The sequence below is a fragment of the Halovenus carboxidivorans genome (genome assembly GCF_009831575.1).
GTDB lineage: Archaea > Halobacteriota > Halobacteria > Halobacteriales > Haloarculaceae > Halovenus > Halovenus carboxidivorans.
In genome coordinates this window covers 356,885-382,407 of record NZ_WUUT01000001.1, presented here as the reverse complement: position 1 = coordinate 382,407, position 25,523 = coordinate 356,885, and the positions used below count along the sequence as shown (strand labels likewise).

Genomic DNA, 25,523 nt, shown 5'->3' with positions numbered 1-25,523 from the left:
CCCCGACGAAAAAATATCCACCGCTCCCGGGACTCACAGCAGTCGGTAGCCGCCGCCGCTCTCGCTGACCTCGCCGCTTCGCAGAAGCTTTTCGAGCGCGCGCTCGGTGTACTCCTCCGGAACGCCGCGTTCGCTGGCGTAACTGCGAACCTCCGCCTCGCCGGGCCGGTCCTGTTCGCGGATCGCCTCCCGGACGACTTCCTCGCGGCTCTGTGTCGTCGACTCGTCGCGGCCCGCCTCGGCGACCGCGTCGGGATCGATCCCCGACTCCGCGAGATAGGTCTCGTCGTCGATACCGGCGCGCTCGACCTGCTCGTCGAGTTCGGCAAACGAGTCCAGTTCGGCGAAGGCGTCGCTCTGGTCCTGCCGGGCGGCGAGCATCGAGGACCGGACCTCCCTGGCGTGGTCCTCGTCGTCGGTGGTGACGAACTCCCGGCGGCGCTCGTGTTTACGTGTCGTCCCACACCGGGGACACTCGCTTCGCTCGGGTCGTCCCTCGACGATCCACAGCATCTGACACTCCCCACAGCCGACGACCGCGTACATACCTGTCAGTTCGGGCCGACGGCCATCAAAATTGTGTGACAGCCAGGGTCTCTCGATACGAAACGCTGCCGTAACTTTAGCACACGGAGAGTCGTCTACACAGATATGGCCGACCAATTCGAGCGCCTGATCGGGAATCTGCCAGGGTACGTCGCCGCGAGCGTCCTCATCTGGGTCGCAATCTGGACTGTCGCGTCGGTGGTGCGCGGCGAGAGTATCGTCGACGGTCTCGTCCCCGGAGCCGTCGGCGGGCTGGTGTTCGGAATTCTCAGTTTCTATCTTCGGCAAGTGGTCGGGGACTGAGCCGCCGCCCGGCGCAATCGGCAGTCTCATACGGGTCCGTCGTGTACCGAACGTCCAGATGGTCACTGCGACGCTCGTCGCGACGCTTCTGGTCGCTGGCCTCGCCAGTCTTTTCATGGCGTGGGCAATCGGGGCTGGCTCCTCCGGTTCGACACCGTTCGCTCCCGCCGTGGGGGCCAACGCGATTTCGATCATGCGCGCGGGCTTTCTGGTCGGGATTCTCGGCTTTCTCGGCGCGGTGTTACAGGGCGCGAACGTCACTTCGGCGGTCGGCGAGGAACTGGTGATCGGGACGCAACTGTCCGCGACCGCCGCGATCCTCGCGTTGATGATCGCCGCCGTTCTCGTCGCAATCGGCATCTTCACCGGCTATCCCATCGCGACCGCCTTCACCGTCACCGGCGCAGTGGTCGGGGTCGGACTGGCGATGGGCGGCGATCCGGCGTGGGCGAAATACCGCGAGATCGCGACGCTGTGGGTTCTGACGCCCTTCGTCGGCGGCGGGCTGGCGTACGCAATCGCGCGACTGCTCCGAGCCGAGAGCATCCCGTCCCGGCGGACGGTGCCGCTTCTGGGCGGCGTGATCGGACTGATTTTGGCCAACGTACAGTTCGTCTTCTTCGCCCCGGGCGAACAGCAGGGCTCGCTCGCGAGCGCGTCGGTCGAGGCTCTCGGCGGCGGTCTCGTGACCTACGCCGGGGTCTCGCTCGCGCTCGCCGCGGCCGTCGCGCTGGTTCTCTGGCGGCAGACGGTCGCCGACGCCGCGAGCGCACAGCGGCGGTTTCTGCTCGCGCTGGGCGGACTCGTCGCCTTCTCGGCCGGCGGCAGCCAGGTCGGCCTCGCGCTCGGCCCGCTGATCCCGCTGCTCGGTGACTTTCAGGTGCCGATCGTCCTCGTTCTGGTCTTCGGCGGGTTCGGGCTGTTGATCGGCTCCTGGACCGGCGCGCCGCGGATGATCAAGGCGATCTCACAGGACTACTCGGCGCTGGGGCCGAACCGGTCGATCGCGGCGCTGATCCCCTCCTTCGCGATTGCGCAGACGGCGGTCTTTTTCGGAATTCCGGTCTCCTTCAACGAGATTATCGTCTCGGCAATTCTCGGCAGCGGCTACGCGGCGAGCGGCGAGGACGGCGGCGAGATCAGCGGCGGCAAGATGGCTTACACGGTGTTGGCGTGGGCGGGGTCGCTCGTCGGTGCCTTCGTGCTCAGTTTCGGGCTCTTCACGCTCGTCACGAGAGTGCTGTGAGCTACTCGGTCTCTTCGACCTCCGCGCGGTCGGCCTGGTAGGCTTCGAGGCCGGCGATCCGGGCGCGCATGATCCGGGTGTTCTCGACCTGTTCGACCCGGATGTCCAGCCCGTCGTACTGGATCTGTTCGCCCTGCTCGACGAGGCGACCGGCCCGGTTGAAGATGAACCCGGCGATGGTCTCGAACTCCTCGCCCTCCGGCAGTTCGACGCCGAGAGCCTCGTTGACCTCGTCGATGTTGACCTCGCCTTTGACGATAGCCGCGTCGTCGGACTCGAACTCGATGGGTTCGGTCTCGCCGCCTTCGAGAATCTCGCCGACGATCTCCTCGACGAGGTCCTCCATCGTCACCAGCCCCTCGGTGGTCCCGAACTCGTCGATGACGATCACCATGTTCAGCCGCTTTTCGCGCATCTCGGTCAGCAGCGCGTCGACGTTTTTCGACTCGGGGACGTGAAGCGTCGGCTCGATCAGATCCTCCAGGTCGACATCCCCGTCGGCGCTGTAGTGGCGGTCCCGAACCATGTCGGTCACCTCGACGATTCCGATGACGTTGTCGAGTTCGCCGTCGTAGACCGGCAGGCGGTTGTGTCCGCTCTGGACGCAGGTCTCGATTGCCTCGTCGATAGAGCTGTCCTTCGAGACCGCGGTCATATCCAGCCGCGGGGTCATCACCTCCTTGGCGATCGTCCGGTTGAAGCGGAGGGTGCGCTGGATCATCTCCCGCTCGTCCTCCTCGAGGACGCCCTCGCGCTCGCCGGTCTCGATGATATCCCTGATCTCCTGGCGGGTGATATACGTCTCCTCGATGGCACCGCGGCCGCCGGTGACCTTGTTGACGATCCGGGTGAGGTGATCGAACAGCCAGACCAGCGGCATCAGGATAATCTCGGCAAAGCGGATCGGCCGAGCGACGCGTAGCGACCACGACTCGGTGTGGTCGACGGCGTAGGATTTGGGCGCACTCTCCCCGAACAGCAACACGAGCGCCGTGATGCCGAGCGTCGCGACCGCGACGGCGACCCCCTGGTTGCCGATATAAAACGCGAGCAGACCGGTCGCGATGGAGGACATCGCGACGTTGACGAGATTGTTTCCGACGAGGATCGTCACGAGCAGTCGGTGGGGATCGGATTTGAGTCGCTGGAGAGTCCTCGCGCCGGGATGGCCCTCTTCGGCGATCCGGTCGACCCGGTGGTTCGGCAGCGAGAACAGCGCGATTTCCGAGGAGGAGAAAAACGCCGACAGCCCGAGCAGGACGACGATTGCGATTGCACCTACCAGAGCAAACGCTTCCGGTGAGATCGGGACCCCGACAATCTCGATGGTGAGAGCCGTGGCCTGACGCGTGTCGCCGACGAGACCAAACATCACGCCCCAATTTCACTCCCTCCCGGATTAAGCGTTTTTGTACTTCCCCCGGCGTCGAGGCAAACGCTTACACCGCTCTCGCCCCTACCCACATCTATGACAGATTCACAGATCACGCTGTACCGACTGCAGGCGTGTCCGTTCTGCGAACGAGTCGTCCGCAAACTCAACGAGTACGGCCTCGACTACGACTCCCGGTTCGTCGAGCCGATGCACTCCGACCGCGACGTGGTCAAACGCGAAAGCGGCGTTCGGACGGTCCCGGTCATCGTCGACGAGAACACCGGACTCACCACCGCCGAGAGCGCGAACATCGTAGAGTATCTGGACAAGACCTACGGCGATCAGACAGCACAGTCGACAGCGGCCGCCGAGTCAGCAGAGGGGGTATAACATGGAGCTGGATTTCGACGTCGTCGAACTCGAAGAGCCGGATCACCCGACCGAAGGCGAGCGCGCGCCGGACTTCGAGCGCCCGCTGGTCAACGACGAGTACTGGGAGGACACCTCGCTGTCGGGGTTGACCGAGGAGGGACCGGTCGTGCTCATCTTCCACCCGATGGACGGGGCCTTCCCCGCGACGTACATCTGGAACGAGATCCGCGACCGCGGCTTCGCGGACCGCGACGTGTCGGTCGTCGGCCTCTCGATCTCGACCCCCTACGAGCACAAGACCCTGCTGGAGGAACGAGAGATCGAGGACACGGGATTCCGGCTGTTCTCCGATCCGTCGAACGAGGTCGCCGAGCGGTACGGGATCGTCAACGACCTCGACGGGATGACCGGGATCTCCGAGCCGCGGCCGGCGACTTTCGTCATCGACGAGGACCAGACCGTCCAGTACGCCTGGGCGGCGGAGGAACACCCCGCGTTCCCCGACTACGACGAACTCGAAGCCGCCGTCGACGCCCTGTAGCATGGACGGCGACGAGATCGAGCGCGCGGCAGCGGCGGTGAGAGACGGCGACCTCATCGTCTACCCGACGGAGACCGTCTACGGCCTCGGCGCGGACGCCCTCGACAGCGACGCGGTCGAGGGCGTCTTCGAGGCGAAAGACCGGGACCGCTCCAAGCCCGTCTCGATGGCCGTGCCGGACGTCGAGACTGCCGAGAAGTACACCGTCCCGACCGGGCGCGAGCGGGCGTTCATGCAGGCGTTTCTCCCGGGTCCGGTCACCGTCGTCCTCGAACGGACCGGCGACGTTCCCGACGTACTCACGGCGGGCCGGGACCGCGTCGGAATCCGCGTTCCGGATCACGAGGGCGTGCTCGAACTCCTCGGACAGACGGGGCCGCTGACCGCGACCAGCGCGAACGTGAGCGGAACCGGAAGCGTCAGAGCACCGTCGAATCTCGGCGAGCGCGTCCGCGAACGCGCGGCAGTCGTCCTCGACGGCGGCACGACACCGGGCGGCGGATCGACCGTCGTCGACGTCGAGGCCGGCGAGATACACCGCCGCGGCGAGGAAGCCGACGCCGTCGAGCGGTGGCTCTCCGAACACTAGTTCCTGAGGAGGCTCCGCAGCGAGCGGGTCTTCGCTCCGCACTCGCCCCGGTACTCGCAGGACTCGCACTTCGCGTCGTTTCCGATGCGGGCCGGCGGGCCGTCTACCGAGTCGGCGATCCGGACCGCCTCTCGATACGCCGCGGTCCGCCGGGCGTCGATGTCCACCTTCCGGATCACGCCGTAGGCCGGATACTCGGCGTACGCCGACTCGACGGCCGTCTCTTCCTCCCACGACAGCGCCTTCGCTCCGGCGACGAGTCGCGCGCTCTGTGGCCGCCAGATACCGTTTTCGGGCGGCTTGCCGGCAAAGACGAGCGACAGCGAGGGCGGGTCAGTCAGGCGTTTGTGGACGATACCGCGACACTCCCGGCCGCTGAGAAAGGCCTCGCGGTCGGCGGGGTCGAGAAGCTCCGCCCACCGATCCAGCCGCGCCCGGGCACAGCCGAGGGTGGAGCGAAACTGCGTCGGCGTCACCTCGATCGGGGCCTGCCGCAGGGCCGTCTCGTCGTCGAGCAGGGTGCCGTACTCGAAGGCGAGTTGGCGGCGCTGACCGACAATCTCCGGAACCTCCTCGTCCGGATCGCGCTTGCGGTAGTAGAGTTTCCGTGGGCAGTACGCCGCGGCCTCGATGTCCCGAAAGGCGTGCATGGGGACTCTGGTCGCGGGTTGGGATAAAAAGCTACCGCGGGCTCACTCGACGCGCTCGACCTCGAACCGGGTCGTCTCGGGGTCGGGCAACAGCCCCTCGATCCGCTCGCGGGCGTCCGTCGGGGACGACGCGATCACGACCAGCCCGTCGGCGCTCGGGTCGCCGCTGGCCCGGTAGGTCGCCGTCTCCTCGTCGAACTCCGAGGCGTAGGTCCGGAGGATCCCCCGCACCTCCCGTTCGAGTTCCGGGAGCGCCAGTTCGTCCTGCTCGTAGGCCGTCAGCGCGTCTTCGATCGTTCGGAGTGCGGTGATTCGGTCCATCTCAGGTCGTCCGGAGGTGGTTGTTCCGTGGTTCGTAGACCTCGCCTTTCTGTTTGAGTTTGTCGATCTCGTGTTCGGCCTTGCTCGTGTCCATCCCCTCCTCCTCGGCGCGCTCGATCACGACGTCGACCGGCGCGCCCTCGTCGTACTCGTCCTCGATGGATTCGATCAACTGCAAGACGTTTTTGATCCGGTCGCGCTGGGTCTTCGACGTGCCGGTCTCGATCATGTCGGCGTCGAGTTCGCCGGTCTCCGGATCGAGGCCGATATCCTCTAGGGAGTACCGCGCGATGTCGATCGCTCGCTGTGCGTCCTCCTCGGTGACAGTATCCGAGAGGCGCACGCGAGCGCTTGCCTCGGCCAACCGAACCATCGCCTCCAGTTTTCGGGCGGTCACGGGAACGGGGGCGTCTTCGTCCGACCCCTGCATTCGCAACTCGACGTAGAAGTCCTGAATGGCTGATTTCGCCTCCTCGGTCATCGTCGGGTAGCAGTTGCGTTGCGCGTAGGCGACGTACTTCCGGAGGAACTCCGCGTCGATGGTCGGCGCGACGTCCTCGGTGACGCGTTCGACCTCCTCCTCGGTGTAGTTGGAGGTGCTCGTCTCCGTCCGGTGGGTGTTCAGTTCGCCGGCGTAGTTGGTCTGGAGGATGTGCTCGGCGAGTTCAGTGTCCTTCTCCTCGTCCGGCTGGTCGGTGACGGTGAAGATCAGGTCGAATCGGCTGATCAGCGGCGGCGCGAGGTCGATCTGCTCGCCGATCGGCTCGAACTCGTCGAATCGACCGTACGTTGGGTTTGCTGCGCCGAGGAGCGAACATCTTGACTTTAATGTAGCATTAATACCGGCTTTGCTAACCGAAATGCTTTGTTGTTCCAATGCTTCGTGCATTGCGCTTTGGTCCTCGCTACGCATCTTGTCCAGTTCGTCGACGGCCGCAATCCCCTGATCCGCCAGCACGAGCGCACCCGCCTCCAGCGTCCACTGCTGGCCCTCGCCGAAGTCGTCGCGGACCGCCGCGGCCGTCAGTCCCGCCGACGACGAGCCTTTCCCGGAGGTGTACACCGACCGCGGCGCGATGTCTTTGATGTACTGTAGGAGGGCCGACTTTCCCGTTCCGGGGTCACCGACCAGGAGAATGTGCAGGTCGCCCCGGGTCCGGGAGCCGTCGGGCAGGAACTTCGTCACGCCGGAAAAGAGCTGGAAGATCATCGCCTGTTTCTCCTTCTCGTAGCCGTAGATAGAGGGCGCGATGGCGCCGACCATCTCCTCGTAGATGTTCTCCTGGTTCGAGAGTTCGACGATCTCCTTTTTGTCCTCGTCGGTGATCTCCATCTCCTCGAACTGCTCGTCCTCGATATCGATGGTCAACCCCTCCATGTAAACGTCGAACATGGCGGATTTCTCGCGGTCGTTGCCCTGCTGTTCGAGTTTGAGGATACCCGTCGCAGTGACGTGATCGCCCGGCGTGACCTCGCCGGTGATGTCGTCCTCGATGTTCACGTCGATGTTCTGTGGCGTCTCGCCGCCGCGCAGCCCCTCGGGCGATTCCTGGACGCGGAGCTTCTGGGCGTCGATGAACTCCGATTGGTCGTAGTTGATCCGGAACGGCCCCTGCCGTTCACAGCCCTGGCACTCGTGGGGTTCCTGGAAGTCGCCGCCTTCCTGGGGAATCCGGGTCAGCGTCCCGCAGCGCTGACACTCGAAGGCGGCGGTCGTGATCTTCGGACGCACGTCCGTCGCCTTCCGGATGATACCCTGGACGGAGATGAGCATGCCGCGGTGGTCGGAGCGGATGCCGCGGATGTCGGTCGTCTCGGGGAGGTTGCGGACGCGGACGTGCGCCTGTCCGAGCGAAACGTCGACGGGGAGGTCGTAGAGACGGAGGGCCTCCTCGGCGTATTCGCGGAGTTGATCCGGCTTGTTGCGAAGGTCGTCGGCGAGATCGGAGTCGAAGCGGTACAGATCCTGCCAGTCGATGTACAGCGATTTCTGCTCGCTGGGGTATTTCTGTGCGAGTTCGGCGATTTCGTTGCGGTAGTAACTCCTGTAGAACTCCTCGAAACTGTCGATCAGGTCGGTGTCGTCCGCACGGGCCATTTGCTGAGCCGAGATTGGCCCTACTCGTTGAAGAACTTTCCCACCGACAGCCCCGACCGGGCGTGTGGGTGCGTAAGCGTTTACTTCGGCGGCGGAGTAGCCGAAGGCATGTCTGACTGTCCACTCGCGGACGACTGCCCCAGTTTCAGCGAGCGAATCGAGGGGATGGGATGTCAACACTACGGCGACCGGGGGGGAGCCGAGTGGTGCAACCACTACAACCAGCCCATCGAGGATCTCAAATCCCAGCCGGTCAAACCCGGTGAGGAGGTCGTCATCGAGGTCGAGGACATCCACGAAAGCGGGGCCGGCGTCGGCCGGACGGAGGACGGGTTCATCATCATGGTCGACGGGCTGTTGCCGCCGGCCCGCGCCCGCGTGAGGGTCACGAACGTCATGTCGAACCACGCTCGCGGCGAGGAGATCGAACGGCTTCCCGAGGAGGAAGCAGACGAGGAAGCGGAACCCGCCGACTCGGCCGACGAGGATAGCGGGGAGGACACGGAGGACGAAGAGGACGAACCGCAGTTGGGCAGTCGGGACAACTTCTGGGGCGGATAACGGTCCGCGAGCGGCGTCAGAACGAGAAGAGATCGATACCACCGGTCACGCCGATGACCTGTCCGGTGATGTAGTTCGACTGTTCTGCGGAGAGATACGCGACGAGATTCGCCACGTCTTCCTCTTTGCCGAGCTTCCGCATCGGCGTCGCTTTCGCGATGCGGGCGAAATGCTCGTCGACCTCTTCGAGCTGCTCGATGGGCATCTCCGCGAGTTGGCCGACGACGATGCTCGGCGCGATGATATTGGAGGTGATGCCGTGCTGTGCGCCTTCCAGCGCGAGCGTCTTTCCGAAGCCGATCAGCGCCGCCTTCGTCGCCGAGTACGAGAGCTGTCCGAACCCGCCCTGCCAGCCGGCCATCGAGGACATGTTGATGATCCGCCCCCACTCGCGCTCTTTCATATGCGGGAAGACTTCGGTCGTGATGTTGTACGCGCCGGTGAGGTTCACCGCGATGTCACGGTCCCAGATCTCGTCGTCGAAGGACTCGACGCGGTCGCGGGCGTCGACCATCCCGGCGTTGTTGACGAGGATGTCGATCCCCCCTGTCTCCTCCTCCAGCGCGTCGACGGTCTCGCTCACGTCCTCGCGGTCGGTGAGGTCACACTCGATGGCGTGAGCCTCCCCGGCGTAGTCCCCGTCGTTGATCTCCTCGGCGACGGTCTCTGCGGCATCGAGGTTGACATCGAGGACGACGACTTCGGCCCCCTCGCCGGCGAGCACTCGACAGTCTTCCCCTCCGATTCGTCCGCCGCCGCCTGTGACCACTGCGGTTCGGTCGCTGAGTCCGAAATCCATATTCCGGCGTCGGAGGGCGCGATTATAATGATTGTGCCTCCGGAGGGCACCGGCGAGTCGCTGCGGCGGCTCATCGCGGCGTTACAGACCCTCCTCGATTAGCTGTCGCTCGGACCGCGACGCCGGTGGCCGCCTCGTCATCGTCCGTTCCGTAATACAGGTATCGAGGTCGCGCATAAACTCGTGGACGGTGTTACCCATGACGACGAGGGGTCGGTCCGCCTCCAGCGCACGGTCCAGTACCGCTTCCGGCGGGTCCGAGCCGACATCGTAGGTCTCGACTGGGAAGTCGGCCTTCTCTGCAAACGCGTCGCTCCCGCCGCCGCCGACGAAAACGCGTTCGGCGAGATCCGCCTCGACGAGTCGAGTGAGATAGCGGAAAAACGAGGCCGTCCGGCCGCGGCGGTCTGGGCGCAGGAACAACAGCGGCTCGATCGGCTGGCCCCCGTCACCGACGAGAGCGCGGCGAACGATCTCGGTGCTCTGGACGTCGTTGACGTCGGCGGCGTTGTAGGCGCGTCCACCGGGCAAGACGCGCCAGTGCGGGACGAGGTCGTCGAGGCGGCGACGGATCGATTCCGGGTCGAGGGGATCCGTGTCGGTCGCGCGCAAGACCTCGTCGACGCCGTAGACGAGTTCGGCACCGGGAATCCACTCCGAAGCGGATGGAACGGAGACGTGTCTGACGGGCGCATCACGGCGACGGAGTTCGGCCTCCAGGTAGGACCGCAGGGCGGGATCGGATTCGCCGTTGACGACGACGGCACCGGAGGGAACAGCCCGGGCGAGCGATCTGGCGATCTGGACGCGGTCGTGTCCCAGAGTATCGAGGTGGTCCTCGCGGATGTTGGTGAGGAACACGACGTGTGGGTCGAAGTACGACTCGTTGACCAGCCGGGTCGTATACTGCCGAATCCCCTGATTTTCCGCGATTGCTACGTCGACATCGCCGAATCGTCTGAGCTCTCGCTCGTTTTCGTAGAGGCGGACCTGGTCCGATCGATCGATGTCGTGGGACTGACCGTTGTACAGCGAGACTGGTCTCGTCCCGGTCACTTTGGCGAAGGTGTCGTAGCCGCGACGGTGGAAGATATCGTGGAGCCACTCCGTCGCGGTCGATTTCCCGCGTGTCCCGGTCACGACGATCCGAATGTCGATATTGGAGACCCTGTGTCGGTGTGTGGGACCGGCACCGAGCGCGTTGACGATATCGCTGAACGCCGTCGAAACCGCGTCACGAATCGCGGCACCGTCGTCCTGGAGCCAGCCGGACATGGTTACTTCGTATCGACGAACTGAACGTCGATGGACTGGTGGGGGCGAAGGCGTTCGAGCTGAGACAGTTCGTAGCCGGCGGCGACCAGTACCGCGGCGCCGACGAGCAGATCAAGTTGCGAGACGGTATGGAGCAGACCCCGAGGTGGGGGCGAGACGAGTAGCCGTGCGACGGCCGCCAGCAGGACGACCGCTCCGCCGGTGACCAGCACCGCCGCACGACGCTCTGCTGGGGGAACGAGATAGAAGTTGTACGCCGTCACGCCGGCGAACAGGCCGACGAAAAACGGTAAGAGCCCGTGGCGAACCGGAATCGCGACCGTCGCCGAAATCGAGACGATGAGCCCGATAATAAACGCGAACGCGAGCAGGACGCGACCGTACAGCAGTGTCCACCAGTGGAGCGCGCGAATACTGAGGTACGCCAGCGCCGTCGATCCGATCCAGAGCCCGAGCATCCAACTGTTGCGAAACATCGCCAGCACGATCAGCGGGACGACGACCACACCCGCGATCCGCAGGCCGTACCGCGACCGCACCCCCTCCGAGAGCGCGGTTCCGCCGATGAGGAGAGCGGCGACCACACCATCCGATGCGATGACTGGCACCATCGAGCGCGTGACGGTGAGATCGAACGCGGCCGCAATGTCGGATTCGGGGCTCAACAGCAGCGGGGGCGTCACCGTCGCCAGCGGCGTGAGTCCCACCAAGATGACCAGCCCGATACCGACGACAGTCAGAAACAGGACGACTGCGAGGCTCGCGACCATGTCGAGGACGCGGCGTTCGTCGTCGATCCGGTGGTAGTTGTACGCGGCGATACCTGGGAGGACGCTTCCGACGAATTCGATCTGGGTGAGTTCGGCGTCGATTCCCGCGATGATCACGAGTTGGTCGAAGACGAGTACGGGAACGAGAGCACCGACGAGGACGCTCACGATGAACAGATAGCGACCGTACAGCAGCAGTCGACGCTTGATGATCCACAGCGAAACGTACGCCGCGATCACGCTCAGGACGAACACTGGGAACGTCGCGAAGCTCAGGAAAAAGTACACCGTAACGAGCGGCACGATCATGACACCTCCGAGCCTGAGTCCCGCGAGTTGAGAACCGGCGATTCCCGCGAGCAGCCCCAGCAGCATGATGACAGTTGCGATGCGCATCAGTTCGTGACGACCTGCAGAGTGAGTTCGTCTACGGCGGGTTAGACGGAGATCAACTCGGTTGTATCGATTAACTGTGGAATACAATTATATTGTTGGGTTTCGACACGATTAGTATAAAATATTTATCCATTATTCACAATAGGAAGCGGTTCTACAGCCAGACGACGAGAGTGGGTGCCGTGGGAGTTCTCCCGCTGTGGGGGTGAGTGCTACCGGACACCCAGTTCGACTGAGGGCGCTGATTCACTGTGGATCCTGAAGACGAGAGAACGGCGCTGTCGAGCCGATCGTACCGTGGCTGAGCCGTGGTACCCTCCAAGTCTCCCGGGAAAAAGAATGTGTCTCTCCCCCCGAATCACTCCATCTGTGACTCCATCGCAACCACGTACGCGCGTGCCGCCGCAGCCTCGTCTCCCCCTATAAGATCCTGGACACGCTCACAGCCGTGTCGGAGGCGGGCTCTACGTTCGCTTTCGGGGAGTTTGTTCGTCGCGACCGACTGGACACTGCTGATAGTCCGTCTGCAGGTCTCGGTATCTCCGCTGTCGAGTGCTTTCCTGCTCGCGGTGAGGAGTTGGCTAAGTACCGTCTGCACGTCTGTCGGTACGTCGTCGACCACAGCGGACGATACGCGGCGGCGGAGAAAGTCGTTGTGCTGTCGGTGTCACTGCTCCGCCACGTCGGTCAGTTCGCCGAGTGTCTCCGCGCTGCGCAGATCACCGACGGTGCAGTACCACGCCCCGCGCAGCCCGGTCTGGTCGTTCTCGACGGGCGAGTCGAGCGGGACTAACTCCGCAAGCTCGAAGACGACGACCACCTGTTCGTCCGAGAAGGGGTCGATCGTCGCCGCCCAGTCAGCCTCCGTCATCGGCCCGTCCTCGCCGCGGCGCTGTTCGGTGCGGCGCTCGACCCGCGCATAGTGCGTGATTGCTGAGACCGGTGTAGTCCGGTAAAAGGCCATGTACTCGAAGGGCTCGCGGGTGCGGTCGTACGAGCGCGGTGCCGGATAGAAGCCCTCCCGGCACCGCTGGAACGTCTCCTGCTGTGTCGCGACCGCACAGACTCGGGCGTCCGGCGGGGCGTCGTCCGCCGGTGTCGTCTCGCTGAACCGATCGAGATCCATGTTTCATGGGAGGACTGAAGCGACAAGTAGACTCCGCTCGCACGGAGGTGTGAGGCCGTCGTTACCAAAAATTGATTTTCGGGAGTTGGATTTTAATAGGAGAGTGGAAAAAGTGAGCGAAAATGGCGACAGCAACGGACACACGACTGGAACCGGCGGAGGGTGAAGCACCAGGAGAGTTCTGGCGTCACGCCTTCGAGAGTCTGATCGGCGACCTCCCGGAGGCGACGTTCGGGATCGACGCCGACGGGCGGGTGATCTACTGGAACGACGCCATCGAGGATCTGATGGGATTCCCCCGTGAGGAGGTTCTCGGACGGAACGCCTACGATGTGTTCGGGACAGAAGGTGAAGACGAGACCCTCGCCGAGACTGTCGCCCGCACCGGCGAGGCGGTCCGAGAGGACCAGATCCGCTCGGCGGAGACCGCCGACGGGACGGTCTCACACTCACGGGTCGTCGCCATCCCGATTACCGGCCCCTCGGATGACGTGATCGGCGTCATCGAGATGCTCAACGAGGTGACTGACATCGTCGAGCAGCGCAGACGTCTCGAAGAGCTTCAGGAACAGCTCTCCGGCGAACTCAAAAGCGGGGTCGCCGAACTGCGCGAGAGCGCCAGCGACGTTGCCGACAGTTCCCGCGAGATCAGCGAGTTCACCGACGAACAGGCCGAGAATCTCGACGAGGTCCAATCGGAGGTCTCGGGCTTCAGCGCGACCGTCGAAGAGATCGCCTCCAGCGCGGAGGAGGTCAGCAGCCGGAGTACAGAGGCCAAGCAGTTGGCCGCGGAGTCCGTCGACACGGCCGAGGAGTCGATCGATCGAGTCGAAACCGTCGCCGACTCCGCCGAAAGTGTCACCGAAGACGCCAACGTGTTGCGGAATCGAGTCGACGAGATCGACGAGATCGTGGCGATGATCAACGATATCGCCGACCAGACGAACATGCTCGCGCTGAACGCCAACATCGAGGCGGCGCGGGCCGACAAGAGCGGAGACGGCTTCGCCGTCGTCGCCGACGAGATCAAAGACCTGGCCAGCGAGTCCAAACGCCGGGCGGACGAGATCGACGAGATCGTCAGCGAAGTCCGCGAGATGACCGTCGAGACGGCCGACAGCGTCGAGCAGACCAACGCCGAGATTCAGGAGGTGGCGGAGAACCTGACGCGGATGGTCGAAAACCAGCGGGCTATCCTCGATGCCATCGAAGAGACCGACCGCGGGATCGGAGAGATCGCAACGTCGACGGACGATCAGGCGGCCTCGGCCGAGGAGATCGCGAGCATGATCGACGAGATTACCGAGGTCGCGACTGACGTGGCCGGAGCGGCCGAGGAGATCGCAGAAGCCAACGACGAACAGGTCGACTGGATCGCTGATATCGAAGAGAGTCTGGAACGGGTCAACAGCGAAATGCAGGAACTGTCCTGAGCCGACTCCGGCGACCGCGGCGTAACGCGAGTATCATCCGGGATTTTCTGACGTGATTCTTAGCGGGCGGATCAATCTGTCGTGACAGCTATCACAAAGGTACTTGGCAGTCGAAAATCGACGGATAGAGAGACATTTTCTCTGAGTGAAAACGCACTTATCCAGCCGAAATAGTATTTCAATTTTGGATTCACGTCTCACGTTGTATAATCGGACACCGGGGTTTATTACATATCGATCTGAGTTTGGATTTGTTCATGCAGCGAATAAAGAGCATGTTGCAGGACGACAGCAGTGCAGTGAGCCCAGTGATCGGCGTGATTCTGATGGTCGCGATTACCGTGATTCTCGCGGCCGTGATCGCGTCGTTCGTGCTCGGGCTTGGTGACAGTAGCAATGACCCCGCGCCGACGCCGACAATTGATGCCAGCATCGAAAATAATAATCTGACCCTTGATGTGACAGGAGGCGACGATTTTGATGCGAGCGTCGCGACGATTCAAGGCACAGTTGGGGGGTCTGAGGTGGAATTCGACTTGGATGCTGGTCGTGCTAATCTGGATGAGGTGACCGCAGGCGACACAATTCGGATAAATACAACAGACGCAACGATCAACGGACAGACCGTAACCACTAGTGGAGCTGTTGACGGTAGCGGGTCTACACCGATTGAAGAGTGGGAAATTGAGATCGTGTGGAACCCTGCTGATCAAAACTCGGAGATTATTTATTCCGACTCATCGTCGTAGTACTTTAGCAGCCAGTATTTTTTAATCGTGAAACAATCAGGTGGGTGAATGCCTGAGTAAATGCCGGTACCGCTGTCGTGCTCAGCGGCCGTCTGTTTATGACCAGATCCGACTCTCAGAAGCCGAATCACGAAAGGCCGTTCTCTAGCCATAGACGGGAGTCTGTTCGGCTAAAAACCGTCCGCAAAGATAGTGGGCCAACGCGGATTTGAACCGCGGACCTCCCGGTTATCAGCCGAGCGCTCAACCTAACTGAGCTATTGGCCCTCGCCTGCATCAGGGTGTATCCGAGGAGCACTGTTAAGCGTTTCTTTTCGGTCGGAGCCGTCCCCGGTTCCCGTCACCGATCGCGGCCGTCGACTTCCTCGAAATCCACGTCAGTCGCGTCGTCGAAGCCACCGCCGTCGCCGGAGTCCGGGCCGTCGGAACCGCCGACCCCCGGCCCGGCCTGTCTGTCGTCGCCGCCGGGAAAGCCACCGAGATAGACGTTGCCGGTAACGAAGCCACCAGTCTTTTTATCGGCGTACGGGACGATGACGTACTTCTTCAGCAGCACCCGGAAGGGGTATCGGGTGACCGGGATGACCAGCAACAGCCCGATGGCGTCGGTAATCAGCCCCGGAGTGAGGAGGAAAGCCCCGGCGACGAGCAGCAGGGCACCGTCGATCAGTTCGTTCGTCGGCGGTTCCCCCTTCGCCGCCCGGCGCTGGATCTTCCGGATCGTGTGTCTGCCCTCGGCGCGCGCGAGCAGGAGCCCGATCAGTGCGGAGAGAACGACCACCAGCACGACCAGCACCCAGTTGAAATACCACCCGAAGACGACCAGCAGGATGGCATCGAGCAACGGGATCAGCAGTAACAGCCCGATGAGACGGAGCATACAGACCCTTCTGTGCCCTGATAAAAACCCTTTTCGAGAGTACCGCAACACGCGGCGCGCCGTTCAGTCACGCGCAGGATCGACGGCGGCTACTCCTCGCGGGGGTCGGCGTGTTCGTGGATGTACGCGAGCAACTGGTCACCGTCGGTGTCGACCCCCTGGCGGTTGAAAAACGCCGCGACGTTCTCACAGTCGCGTTCGAGGAAGTCCTCGCTGTTGGGGTGGTGGATCGTCACCGCCTGGCCGACGTCGATGACGTATAGCTGTGAGTCCTGGACGACGATGTTGTACTCCGAGAGATCACCGTGGACGATTCCCGCGTCGTACAGTCGGTACATGTACTCTCGGACGACCTCGTAGGCCGTTTCGGGGTTCTCGATGCTGACTTCGGCGAGCCGTTTCGCGCGGCCGTCCTCCGCGCCGAGATACTCCATGACGAGGACGTTCCGTTCGACGGCAATCGGTTCCGGAACCCGGACGCCCGCCGCACGCGCGCGTTCGAGATTCGCGAACTCCTTGCGAACCCAGCCGACGACGACGGCCTTCTTGTTGCCGGCGACTTCCTCGAATCTGGGATCGCCCTCCAGATACTCACCCATCTCCCGGAAGTCCGAGGCGTTGATCCGGTAGATCTTCACCGCAACCTCTTCGTCCCCGCGCAGCGCCGTGTAGACGTTCGCTTCCTTCCCCGTCGAGATCGGACCCCCGAAGGCGTCGATGTGACCGTCCTGGACGAGTTTGTACAGCGCACCGTAGGTCGCCTCGTCGAAGACCGACTCGGTGACCTTGAACTGGTCGGCGTCTTTGATCCGTTCGCGGAACTGGCTGAACTCCCGGTCGCGCTTGCGAGCGATGCGATCCGCTTCCGTGTCCGAGTAGTCGATCTCCTCCCACTCGTCGCCCGGAGCGTCCGCCTCGTCGGTGTCGAGTAGGCCGTACTCCTGATCCATCTACCCGCCGCTAACGGAGCCAACCGTTAAAACATGTCCCCGGCCCGGGCGCTATCAGCGCTGATACTCGGCGCGTTCGATTCAAGCAGACCGAGCGCGACGAGCCGGTATGAGCGAATCAGACGAGGGGGTCGCAGAGGCCGAAGGGACCGAGGACACACTCGGCGGGCGTGATTCAGCATCGGAGGACATCGACATCGCAACCGACGCGTTACTGGACACGCTCCCACAGCCGGCGTTCATCATCGACACGCAACACCGGGTGATCGGCTGGAACCGGGAGATGGAGGTGCTGACGGGAATCGACCGCGGCGAGGTGCTCGGAGACGACGACACGGCGAAGTTCTTCAGAGACGAACGGACACGGACGCTCGCAAACGCCGTCGTCGACCATCCAGACAGCGCGGACGAGGAGTTCGGCGCGGACCGCTCCGGCCGGGACCAGCGCGCCTACGAGGTCGAACAGGAGATGGAAAATCAGGACGGCGACCTGTTGTACGTCCACTCGGTCGCGACGCCGATCTATCAGAGTGGATCACCGCAGGGGGTCATCCAACTCGTCCAGGACAACACCGAAATCATCCGGCGTCGCGAGGCCATGGGTGATCTCGTCGAGGAGGCCGCCGACACGGCGCAGGCGCTGGAAGACGGCAGTCTCGACGCTCGCGTCGAGTACACTGACAGTCGGGATCTGCTCGACGAGGACGTACTCGCGCTGACCGACGCGATCAACGCCATCGCCGAGTCGACACAGACGATGGTCGGCGGACTCGTCGACGAAGTCGAAGAGCTGTCCGACGCCGCCGGTGACATCGCAGAGGAAGCGATCATGATCGACGAGAAAGTCACCGAGCAGAACGACTCGATCCGGTCTGTCAACGAGGAGATGCAGAACCTCAGCGCGACGATGGAGGAGGTCGCGGCCACCTCCGATCAGGTCGACTCCGCCGCCGCCCGGGTCGAACGCGTCGCCGAGGCGGGCAAGGAATCCGGCGAACGCGCCCAAGAGGAGATGGACGCCGTCGTCGAGGTGACGGACGAACTCGTCACGACTGTCGAACAGCTCGAACAGCGGATGAGCGCCATCGACGAGGTGATCGAGGTGATTGCCGAGGTCGCGGACCAGACGAACATGCTCGCGCTGAACGCCAACATCGAGGCCGCCCGGGCGGGCGAGGCCGGCGAGGGCTTCGCGGTCGTCGCCGACGAGGTCAAATCTCTCGCCGAGGAGACGAAGACGAACGCCGAGGAGATCTCCAACCTCGTCGCCGAGCTACAGGAACAGACGAGCGAAACCGTCGAGACCACAGAAACGACCACCGAGCAGGTCCGCAGCGCGAGCAGCGAGATCACGGACCTGCTCGACGCGCTCGACGAGGTTGTCGTCGCCTCCCAGGAGGCCGCCGAGGGAATCGCCGAAGTGTCGGACGCGAACGACGACCAGGCGGCCTCTGTCGAGGAGATCACGAGCACCTCCGAGCAGGTGGCTGGCTGGGCCGACGACATCGAGGACCGCATCGGCGAGATTACCGAGGAGACCGCCGAACAGCGCGACGCGATCGACGACATGGTCGATCACCTGAACGAACTCACCGCGAAGAGCCGGATCGACCGCGAGGACGACAGCGTCGCGGCCGCGACCGACCGCGTCGACGAGGCTTCGACGGACTGACGTAGCTCGGGCTGGGACTCGCTGTGTCGCTACCGATTCCGAGGACTCCCCTTGGTCGTCCTCGCGGCTCCTCCGTCACCGCTCGCCTATTCCGAGGACTCCCTCTGGTCGTCCTCGCGGCTCCTCCGTCACCGCTCGCCTATTCCGAGGACTCCCCCTGGTCGTCCTCGCGGACCACTAACACGGGCCCCACCGACGCCGACGCCACCCGCTCGGCCTCCGACCCGAACAGAAACGAGGACAGCGACGCCGCGGGCTCGCCCATCACGATTCCGTCGTGGTCGGAGACGGCGTCGATCAACGCGTCGAACGCCGGTCCGTCACCGAGTCTCGTCTCCGTCTCGATACCGGCCGCGTCGAGGGTCTCTGCGGCGGTTCCGAGCCGTCCGTCCCCGGCGTCGTCGCCGGCTGCAAACAGCGTTACGGCGATCTCTCTATCCCCAATGAGATCGACGGTGAACGCTGCGATCTGTCCGACATCGACATCCCCGGTCAGCGAGACGAGCAACTGCTCGACATCGCCGGTGGTGCCGCTGATGCCGAGCGCCGACGCGCCGACCTCCTCAGCAACCCGGTCGATCGACTGGTCACGATTCTGCGTGAACACTAACCGATGGTCGGCCGCGCCGCCGGCGTTGCGGAACTCCTCGCTGAGGTCGTCGAGCGCCGCTGTTGCTCGGTCGCCGAACTGCGAACGCGCCTGGTCCGGCGGCGTCTGCTCCGGCAGCACGTGATACCCCAGCACCGTCACGTCCATCGTCGAGAGTAGCTCCATCAATCCGGCCGAGACCGTCTCTCCGTCGAGCACCGCCACGGGTACGAGTACGCGAGTCATTACAGTGCCCCCTTGAGTTGTACGTCACCGGCGTAATAGAAGTACCATCCGGCCGTCACGGCGATGACGGCCGCGCCGACGCCAATCGACAGCGGGTTCATGAACCCGATCAGCCCGAAGCTAGCCAGCCCCCCGACTGCGGGGATAATCGGGCCGCCCGGAACCCGGAAATCGGGATCGTACCACTCCGGTTCGTCGCGACGGATCGCGATCAGTGCGACACAGATCAGCCCGTACATGATCAGGTGGAGAAAGGAAGCGACCTCCGCGAGCAGGGCGACCTGACGGGGTCGCCGCCAGCACGATTACCGGACCCCCGGCCATCCCAAGTGCGACGTGAGGTGTGCCGTATTTCAGGTTGATCCGAGCGGCCCACGACGGCAACAGGGCGTCCTTCGAGACCCCGTAGATAGCCCGCGATGTACTCAGAATCGACGCGTTCGCACTCGACATCGTCGCCAGCAACCCGCCGGCGATGATGACGAGCGCACCGGCGGTCCCGAGCAGTTGGCGGCCGATTTCGACCATCGCCGTCTCGCCCGCGGCCGCGAGCGCCGCCCGGTCGAAGACACTCGTCGCGACGAAAATTGTCAACACGTACATCGTCGTGACGATCAGCACCGATCCGATCATCGCCAGCGGGAGGTTCCGGCCCGGCCGTTTCATCTCGCCGGCGACGGTCGCCACCTGTGCGAAGCCGAGATACGAGGTGAACACGAGCGCGGCGACTGACATGATCGGGACGACCTCCCAGGTGTCTCGCGCCTCGGCCGCCGGCGTCCCAGTGTCGACGAAACCGAACGACTCCGCGAGACCGAACGCGAGGAAGGCGACCAGCATCGAGAGCAACAGCGCGACGATCCCGTTCTGGAGTTTCGCAGCATTTTCCGTCCCAGTGACGTTCAGGACGGTGAATCCGATCCCGGCGATGACCGCGAGCACGGAGACGAGCAGCCCTTCGCTGACGGCGATAGCGACGCCCGCCTCGGCCAGTCCGTCCAGCGCGTAAAACCCCAGTCCGACGAGGTAGAACGCGGTCGCGAAGACGAGTCCGAGCCACAGCGAGAGTCCGACGATAGTGCCAGCAAGTGTCCCGAGTCCGCGCGAGACGAAGTAATAGCCCCCGCCGCTTTTCGGCATCGCGGTGGCGAGTTCCGACGTCGGAAGGGCGACGAGCAGCGCGATCACGCCCCCGACCGCGAAGGAGGCGGTGGCGGCCGTCCCGACCTCGGCCCCGGCCAGACCGGGGAAGACGAAGATACCGGCCCCGATCATCGTCCCGATGCCGATCGCGAGTCCACCCGACAGCCCGAGCGTCCGTTCGAGTTCGCCCGTCTCGGTAACTGTCACCTCGTCAGTTTCGATAGTCTCGGAGAGATCCGGAGTCTCTCCGGCGACGTTCTCCCCGGCGTCTGCTGATCCCATGGCTGACCGTCACGCGGGGGCTCCTTGGGCCTTGTGCAGATCCCGATACATCAGGAGAAATAGACTACCGGGGTCCAAACGCACATATGCCAGATCCGAGTATGGGAACGCATGGTTCGACGGTATCTCGCCGCTGTCGACCGGCGGTATCTCGTCGCAGGGGTCGTCGGCGCTGTCGGCGTGGCGATCACGGCGGCACTGGTCGCGCTGAAACTCGGACTGCTCAGACGGCTGCCGCTGATCGGTCCGGATCCCGACCATCTGATCGAACTCCGAAACGAGCGCGACCAGCCACAGAACGTCGCCGTCGAGTACGAGGTAGACGGCGACGGCATGGAACACGGGCCGTGGCGGATCAAACCGGGCGAGATCTGGGGGGTATCGCGGGTGACGACGCCCGGAACGATGTCCCTTACCGTCACCGTCGACGGCGAGACGGAACTCGACGAGGAAACCGAGATCCCGATCCCCGATGAGGGCTCCTCGGCCACCGTCGTGACGCTTCACGAGGCCGGTTTCGCCACGTCGTCACTGCGGTTCGAGGACTGACCGGGTCAGGCGCTCGTGTCGACCGGTTCGGCGACCGTTTTCAGTTCGTCCATCGAGAGCACGACGCGTCCGGAGTGGGACTCGTGTCGGCTCTCCGGGTCGAACTTCAGATCGTACTCGTGCCAGTCGCCGATTCGAGCCGTCTCGTCGAGAACGTCGCTCTCGCTGAACCCGGCCTCGCTGTCCGTGACGACGACCGTCCGGGAGGTGGGCGAAGACGGGGACTGTTCGAGTTTGAGACTGTACGCGTGCCAGTCGCCGAACCGCGCCGTCACGTCTAACACGTCGCCTTCCTCGAATCCCGCGACCGAATCGGTGAGTCTGTAATTACTAACTCGCATTGTAGATAATTATTGGGCCCCGGCGGACAAAAGTGTTATTTGAGATGATAGATCGGGACAGACCGGCCGTTTGTGCGTCAAGCGGAGAGTGCGTCGTGGGCGGGAGACGGGACAGAACGGTAACGGTTTTGCGACGGCACGGCGAACGAACGTATATGTTGAGCAGGCAGTTCGTCCGCGAGAACCCCGAGCAGGTCCGAGAGGGGCTTCGACTGCGGGGTCAGGACGAGACACAACTGGAGGAGATTCTCGAAATCGACGAACAGTGGCGGGAGCTGAAGTCCCGCGGTGACGACCTGCGCCACGAGCGCAATCAGGTCAGCAACAAGATCGGCGAGCTCAAGCAGGCGGGCAACGACGAGGAGGCCGAGGAGGCAATCGAGCGCTCACAGGAACTCAAAGAGCAACTGGCGGAGATCGAAGACGAGGCCGCCGAACTCGAAACGGAACTCGAACAGCGCCTGCTCGAACTCCCGAACGTGCCCCAGGAAGATATTCCCGAGGGCGAAGACGAGAGCGACAACGAGGAAGTCCGGCGACACGGCTTCGAGGAGCTACGCGAGCTACCCGATGAGATCAGGCCGCACTACGATCTGGGGGAGGATCTCAACATTCTCGACTTCGAGCGCGGCGCGAAAGTCACCGGCGGCGGCTTCTACTTCCTGAAGGGTGACGCCGCGCGTCTGGAGCACGCGCTGATCCAGTTCATGCGGGACATCCACCGCGAACAGGGCTACACCGAGGTCTTCCCGCCGATCCCGGTCAGCAGCGAGTCGATGACCGGGACGAGCCAACTCCCGAAGTTCTCCGAGGACGCCTACCGGATCGGCGGGCGCAACGAGGAGGCCTACGACGACGACGACCTCTGGCTCTGCCCGACCGCGGAGGTCCCCGTGACGAACATGTACCGCGACGAGATCATGCTCGCCGACGACCTGCCGATCAAACACCAGGCGTACACCCCGAACTTCCGCCGAGAAGCCGGCGAACACGGCACCGAAACCCGCGGGCTGGCCCGGGTTCACCAGTTCAACAAGGTCGAACTCGTCAACTTCGTCGAACCCGAGGACAGCGACGACCGCCTCGAAGAACTCGTCACGGAGGCGGAGGAGGTCCTCAAGCGACTCGGCCTGCCGTATCGGGTCGTCCTGCTCTGTGGCGGCGATCTGACCTTCGCTTCCGCGCGCACGTACGACATCGAGGTCTGGGCGCCCGCCGACGACATGGAGCACGGCCCCGACCGGGGCGGTCGCTGGCTCGAAGTCTCAAGCGCCTCGAACTTCGAGGAGTTCCAGGCCCGGCGGATCGGCCTGCGCTACCGGCCCGAGCGACACGAGTCCGCGGAGTACCTGCACACGCTGAACGCCTCCGGACTCGCCCTGCCGCGGGTGATGGTCGCGCTGTTGGAGTACTACCAGAACGACGACGGCACCGTCACGGTCCCCGAGGCGCTCCGGCCGTACATGGGCGGCCAAGCGGTCATCGAGGGCCACGAGCCCGTCGGTGAGTCCGCGGTCGGTGCGGGCGAGAAGGAGTGACGGAAAGTCACTCGATCAGGACGGTGTCCTCGTCCGTCTGCTGACCGTTCAGCCGCGTCTCGACGGTGTACTCGCCCGGCTGGCCGGGATTGTCGATGTCGGGGTGCTGAACTAACACCACGTCACCGGCCTGGAGCGTGTACTCCGAGGACATCCGCACGTCGAAGGAGTTGTCGGTGTTGTCGACGCTGTCGACGGCGCTCTCCTGAAAGCCGCGGTCGATCGTCCCGTCGCCGTCGGTGTCGATCCCGATGAGAATCTCGTCGTTGCGGATCGGGTCGACGGTGAACGCTCCCTGCGGGAGAGTCGCGCCGACGTTGGAGAGGTCCTCGCCGGCCGCCGCCTCGGTGACTTCGATACCGACCGCGTATGTGACGTTGGTCGCTCCCGCCGTGGCGTTCGCGGCCCGCACTCCTGTCTCGACGACCGAGGAGCCGGCGTCTTCGGATGGCTGCTCGTTGGCCGGTTCGGACTCGCCCCCGAGGCCGGCACACCCGGCCAGCGCGAGGACGGCGACGACGCCGACGACGAGTAATCGTCTGTTCACAGATACGCTGGGGAGTTCGCAAGCACATATCTTACGGGTCGTCGTGGCGTTCGTTGGCACACCCCCGTCGAAAAGGTAGATTATTACCTGTCGGTTCCTGAATGGGAGTATGAGCTACGATACGGTACGGGACGTGGACCCGGCCGTTGCCGATGCACTGACCGCAGAGCGCGAGCGACAGGAGGACACGCTGGCGATGATCGCGAGCGAGAACCACGTCAGCGAGGCAGTGATGGAAGCGCAGAGTTCGGAGCTGACCAACAAGTACGCGGAAGGGTATCCGGGCGAGCGGTACTACGCGGGCTGTGAGCACGCCGACACCGTCGAGGAACTGGCGATCGAACGCGCCAAGGAACTGTGGGGCGCCGACCACGTCAACGTCCAGCCACACTCCGGGACGCAGGCGAACATGGGCGTCTACCTCGCCGTACTCGAACCGGGAGACAAGATTCTCTCGATGGAACTCGAACACGGCGGCCACCTCAGCCACGGCCACCCGGCGAATTTCACCGGTCAGACCTACGAAGTCGAACAGTACCAGGTCGACGCCGAGACGGGCTACATCGACTACGAGGGACTCGAAGAGACCGCCGAGGAGTTCGATCCCGACATCATCGTCTCGGGCTACTCCGCGTACCCGCGAGACATCGAGTTCGAGGAGATCCAGCGCGTCGCCGACAGCGTCGACGCCTACCACCTCGCCGACATCGCCCACACCACGGGACTGGTCGCGGCGGGCGTGCACTCCTCGCCCGTCGGCGTGGCGGATTTCGTCACCGGCAGCACGCACAAGACGATCCGCGCCGGCCGCGGCGGGATCATCATGACCACCGAGGAACACGCCGAGGACATCGACCCCGCGGTGTTCCCCGGCGGCCAGGGTGGACCCCTGATGCACAACATCGCCGGCAAGGCCGTCGGCTTCAAGGAGGCGCTCGAACCCGAGTTCCAGGAGTACGCCGAACAGACCGTCGCCAACGCGAAGGCGCTGGGCGACCGTCTGCAGGAACACGGCTTCTCGCTGGTCTCCGGCGGCACGGACAACCACCTCGTGCTGGTGGATCTGCGCGAGTCACACCCCGACACCACCGGCAAGGACGCCGAAGAAGCCCTCGAGGAGGTCGGAATCGTGCTCAACGCGAACACGGTGCCCGGTGAGACCCGATCCGCGTTCAACCCCTCGGGCATCCGCGTCGGTACGCCGGCGCTGACCACCCGTGGGTTCGACGAGGACGCCTGTCGCGAGGTGGCGGATCTGATCTACCGCGTCGTCGACAACTACGACGACGAGGCGGTCAAAAGCGAGGTCAGCGAGCGCGTCGACGAACTCACCGACGAGTTCACGCTGTACGACTGAGAAGCGCCTTTTTCCGTATCGCGGTATTCAGGACAGAGCGTCAGAGGGGCCAGTAGCCGCTGGTGTCGGAGAGTGATTCGAGGGCGCCCGGCGAAGAGCGTCAGCCGGGCTAGCGAGCGTGTGAAAAGTGGGGGGAAGAGGGAGAAAACCAAGATGTGGGGGGAGAGGGGGGTGGGGATCCGTTAACGGTGGGGCAGAGGCGGACAGTTCCGGGCAGGCACCGGGGGGATGATGCCCGCGCCGGACAACTCCCGCAGGCGGGGTGTGTGTGGGGGGAAG

At 64.0% G+C, this 25,523-nt stretch carries 27 protein-coding genes, 1 tRNA gene and 1 pseudogene; 12 read left to right on the top strand and 17 right to left on the bottom strand.

Annotation, left to right across the window (positions count from 1 at the left end):
• Window positions 1-33: 33 nt before the first annotated feature.
• Complete coding sequence (locus GRX03_RS01940; RefSeq protein ID WP_159762507.1) at window positions 34-546, bottom strand: DUF5817 domain-containing protein; 513 nt, start codon at window positions 544-546, stop codon at window positions 34-36.
• A gap of 105 nt (window positions 547-651) precedes the next feature.
• Between GRX03_RS01940 and GRX03_RS01935 the strand changes: the two genes are divergently transcribed.
• Both GRX03_RS01935 and GRX03_RS01930 read left to right on the top strand, forming a co-directional pair.
• Window positions 652-849, top strand: a complete 198-nt coding sequence (locus tag GRX03_RS01935; protein WP_159762506.1) for a hypothetical protein — start codon at window positions 652-654, stop codon at window positions 847-849.
• A gap of 58 nt (window positions 850-907) precedes the next feature.
• On the top strand, window positions 908-2,095 hold the full coding sequence (locus GRX03_RS01930; RefSeq protein ID WP_159762505.1) for an inorganic phosphate transporter: 1,188 nt from the start codon (window positions 908-910) through the stop codon (window positions 2,093-2,095).
• A 1-nt stretch (window position 2,096) separates the two neighbouring features.
• Here GRX03_RS01930 and GRX03_RS01925 read toward each other — a convergent pair whose 3' ends face one another.
• Window positions 2,097-3,467: a hemolysin family protein gene (locus GRX03_RS01925; RefSeq protein WP_159762504.1), complete on the bottom strand. Its 1,371-nt coding sequence runs from the start codon at window positions 3,465-3,467 to the stop codon at window positions 2,097-2,099.
• Between the two features lie 96 nt (window positions 3,468-3,563).
• On the opposite strand from GRX03_RS01925, the gene GRX03_RS01920 reads away from it, so the two are divergent.
• From GRX03_RS01920 to GRX03_RS01910, 3 genes are read left to right on the top strand one after another with little or no spacing between them, the layout of a single operon-like run.
• Entirely contained in the window at window positions 3,564-3,860 is a 297-nt protein-coding gene (locus tag GRX03_RS01920) for a glutaredoxin family protein (protein ID WP_159762503.1), read from the top strand.
• Window position 3,861: 1 nt separating this feature from the next.
• The gene (locus GRX03_RS01915; RefSeq protein WP_159762502.1) at window positions 3,862-4,383 is read left to right on the top strand and encodes a peroxiredoxin family protein; all 522 of its coding nucleotides are present in this window, start codon (window positions 3,862-3,864) and stop codon (window positions 4,381-4,383) included.
• A 1-nt stretch (window position 4,384) separates the two neighbouring features.
• On the top strand, window positions 4,385-4,972 hold the full coding sequence (locus GRX03_RS01910; RefSeq protein WP_159762501.1) for an L-threonylcarbamoyladenylate synthase: 588 nt from the start codon (window positions 4,385-4,387) through the stop codon (window positions 4,970-4,972).
• On the opposite strand, the gene GRX03_RS01905 is transcribed toward GRX03_RS01910, so the two are convergent.
• The 3 genes from GRX03_RS01905 to GRX03_RS01895 are packed head-to-tail and all read right to left on the bottom strand — an operon-like array spanning window position 4,969 to window position 8,041.
• The gene (locus GRX03_RS01905) at window positions 4,969-5,622 is read right to left on the bottom strand and encodes a CRISPR-associated protein Cas4 (RefSeq protein WP_159762500.1); all 654 of its coding nucleotides are present in this window, start codon (window positions 5,620-5,622) and stop codon (window positions 4,969-4,971) included. The two genes, GRX03_RS01910 and GRX03_RS01905, sit on opposite strands and share 4 nt — an antisense overlap.
• Before the next feature lie 42 nt (window positions 5,623-5,664).
• On the bottom strand, window positions 5,665-5,943 hold the full coding sequence (locus GRX03_RS01900; protein WP_159762499.1) for a DUF7854 family protein: 279 nt from the start codon (window positions 5,941-5,943) through the stop codon (window positions 5,665-5,667).
• Window position 5,944: 1 nt separating this feature from the next.
• Complete coding sequence (locus tag GRX03_RS01895; protein WP_159762498.1) at window positions 5,945-8,041, bottom strand: minichromosome maintenance protein MCM; 2,097 nt, start codon at window positions 8,039-8,041, stop codon at window positions 5,945-5,947.
• 108 nt (window positions 8,042-8,149) lie between these two features.
• Between GRX03_RS01895 and GRX03_RS01890 the strand changes: the two genes are divergently transcribed.
• Window positions 8,150-8,602 carry a TRAM domain-containing protein gene (locus tag GRX03_RS01890; RefSeq protein WP_159762497.1) on the top strand — a complete coding sequence of 151 codons (453 nt, stop codon included), beginning with the start codon at window positions 8,150-8,152 and terminating at the stop codon, window positions 8,600-8,602.
• 16 nt (window positions 8,603-8,618) lie between these two features.
• Here the strand turns inward: GRX03_RS01890 and GRX03_RS01885 are convergent, their stop codons facing one another.
• The 5 genes from GRX03_RS01885 to GRX03_RS01865 form a co-directional block, all read right to left on the bottom strand.
• The gene (locus GRX03_RS01885) at window positions 8,619-9,401 is read right to left on the bottom strand and encodes an SDR family NAD(P)-dependent oxidoreductase (RefSeq protein WP_159762496.1); all 783 of its coding nucleotides are present in this window, start codon (window positions 9,399-9,401) and stop codon (window positions 8,619-8,621) included.
• 81 nt (window positions 9,402-9,482) lie between these two features.
• Window positions 9,483-10,676 carry a Mur ligase family protein gene (locus GRX03_RS01880; protein WP_159762495.1) on the bottom strand — a complete coding sequence of 398 codons (1,194 nt, stop codon included), beginning with the start codon at window positions 10,674-10,676 and terminating at the stop codon, window positions 9,483-9,485.
• Between the two features lie 2 nt (window positions 10,677-10,678).
• A complete protein-coding gene (locus tag GRX03_RS01875; protein ID WP_159762494.1) occupies window positions 10,679-11,842 on the bottom strand; it encodes a poly-gamma-glutamate biosynthesis protein PgsC/CapC in 1,164 nt (387 codons plus the stop codon).
• A gap of 358 nt (window positions 11,843-12,200) precedes the next feature.
• Entirely contained in the window at window positions 12,201-12,464 is a 264-nt protein-coding gene (locus tag GRX03_RS01870) for a hypothetical protein (RefSeq protein ID WP_201289156.1), read from the bottom strand.
• Between the two features lie 45 nt (window positions 12,465-12,509).
• Entirely contained in the window at window positions 12,510-12,968 is a 459-nt protein-coding gene (locus GRX03_RS01865) for a hypothetical protein (RefSeq protein ID WP_159762493.1), read from the bottom strand.
• Window positions 12,969-13,090: 122 nt separating this feature from the next.
• On the opposite strand from GRX03_RS01865, the gene GRX03_RS01860 reads away from it, so the two are divergent.
• Together GRX03_RS01860 and GRX03_RS16470 are read left to right on the top strand one after the other, a co-directional pair.
• The gene (locus GRX03_RS01860) at window positions 13,091-14,401 is read left to right on the top strand and encodes a methyl-accepting chemotaxis protein (protein WP_159762492.1); all 1,311 of its coding nucleotides are present in this window, start codon (window positions 13,091-13,093) and stop codon (window positions 14,399-14,401) included.
• Between the two features lie 275 nt (window positions 14,402-14,676).
• Entirely contained in the window at window positions 14,677-15,150 is a 474-nt protein-coding gene (locus tag GRX03_RS16470; protein WP_233739762.1) for a type IV pilin, read from the top strand.
• Between the two features lie 193 nt (window positions 15,151-15,343).
• Here the strand turns inward: GRX03_RS16470 and GRX03_RS01850 are convergent.
• The 3 genes from GRX03_RS01850 to rio1 form a co-directional block, all read right to left on the bottom strand.
• A tRNA-Ile gene (locus GRX03_RS01850) sits at window positions 15,344-15,417 on the bottom strand.
• Between the two features lie 73 nt (window positions 15,418-15,490).
• Window positions 15,491-16,030: an FxsA family protein gene (locus tag GRX03_RS01845; RefSeq protein ID WP_159762491.1), complete on the bottom strand. Its 540-nt coding sequence runs from the start codon at window positions 16,028-16,030 to the stop codon at window positions 15,491-15,493.
• A gap of 89 nt (window positions 16,031-16,119) precedes the next feature.
• On the bottom strand, window positions 16,120-16,980 hold the full coding sequence (rio1, locus tag GRX03_RS01840) for a serine/threonine-protein kinase Rio1 (RefSeq protein WP_159762490.1): 861 nt from the start codon (window positions 16,978-16,980) through the stop codon (window positions 16,120-16,122).
• Between the two features lie 109 nt (window positions 16,981-17,089).
• Here rio1 and GRX03_RS01835 point away from each other — a divergent pair, with 109 nt between their 5' ends.
• Window positions 17,090-18,652: a methyl-accepting chemotaxis protein gene (locus tag GRX03_RS01835; protein ID WP_159762489.1), complete on the top strand. Its 1,563-nt coding sequence runs from the start codon at window positions 17,090-17,092 to the stop codon at window positions 18,650-18,652.
• A gap of 139 nt (window positions 18,653-18,791) precedes the next feature.
• On the opposite strand, the gene GRX03_RS01830 is transcribed toward GRX03_RS01835, so the two are convergent.
• Window positions 18,792-19,487 (bottom strand): universal stress protein, encoded by a 696-nt coding sequence (locus tag GRX03_RS01830; protein WP_159762488.1) that lies wholly within the window; start codon window positions 19,485-19,487, stop codon window positions 18,792-18,794.
• Window positions 19,487-20,912 (bottom strand): annotated as a pseudogene (locus tag GRX03_RS01825) (APC family permease). Before GRX03_RS01825 ends, GRX03_RS01830 begins: the two are co-directional and overlap by 1 nt.
• Before the next feature lie 111 nt (window positions 20,913-21,023).
• On the opposite strand from GRX03_RS01825, the gene GRX03_RS01820 reads away from it, so the two are divergent.
• Window positions 21,024-21,461, top strand: coding sequence for a hypothetical protein (locus GRX03_RS01820; protein ID WP_159762487.1), 438 nt, complete (start codon window positions 21,024-21,026; stop codon window positions 21,459-21,461).
• A 5-nt stretch (window positions 21,462-21,466) separates the two neighbouring features.
• On the opposite strand, the gene GRX03_RS01815 is transcribed toward GRX03_RS01820, so the two are convergent.
• Window positions 21,467-21,802 (bottom strand): hypothetical protein, encoded by a 336-nt coding sequence (locus GRX03_RS01815; protein ID WP_159762486.1) that lies wholly within the window; start codon window positions 21,800-21,802, stop codon window positions 21,467-21,469.
• A 155-nt stretch (window positions 21,803-21,957) separates the two neighbouring features.
• Here GRX03_RS01815 and serS point away from each other — a divergent pair, with 155 nt between their 5' ends.
• A complete protein-coding gene (gene serS, locus GRX03_RS01810; RefSeq protein ID WP_159762485.1) occupies window positions 21,958-23,340 on the top strand; it encodes a serine--tRNA ligase in 1,383 nt (460 codons plus the stop codon).
• 7 nt (window positions 23,341-23,347) lie between these two features.
• On the opposite strand, the gene GRX03_RS01805 is transcribed toward serS, so the two are convergent.
• Entirely contained in the window at window positions 23,348-23,887 is a 540-nt protein-coding gene (locus tag GRX03_RS01805) for a hypothetical protein (protein WP_159762484.1), read from the bottom strand.
• Between the two features lie 109 nt (window positions 23,888-23,996).
• Here GRX03_RS01805 and glyA point away from each other — a divergent pair, with 109 nt between their 5' ends.
• The gene (gene glyA, locus GRX03_RS01800) at window positions 23,997-25,244 is read left to right on the top strand and encodes a serine hydroxymethyltransferase (protein ID WP_159762483.1); all 1,248 of its coding nucleotides are present in this window, start codon (window positions 23,997-23,999) and stop codon (window positions 25,242-25,244) included.
• Window positions 25,245-25,523: the final 279 nt, after the last annotated feature.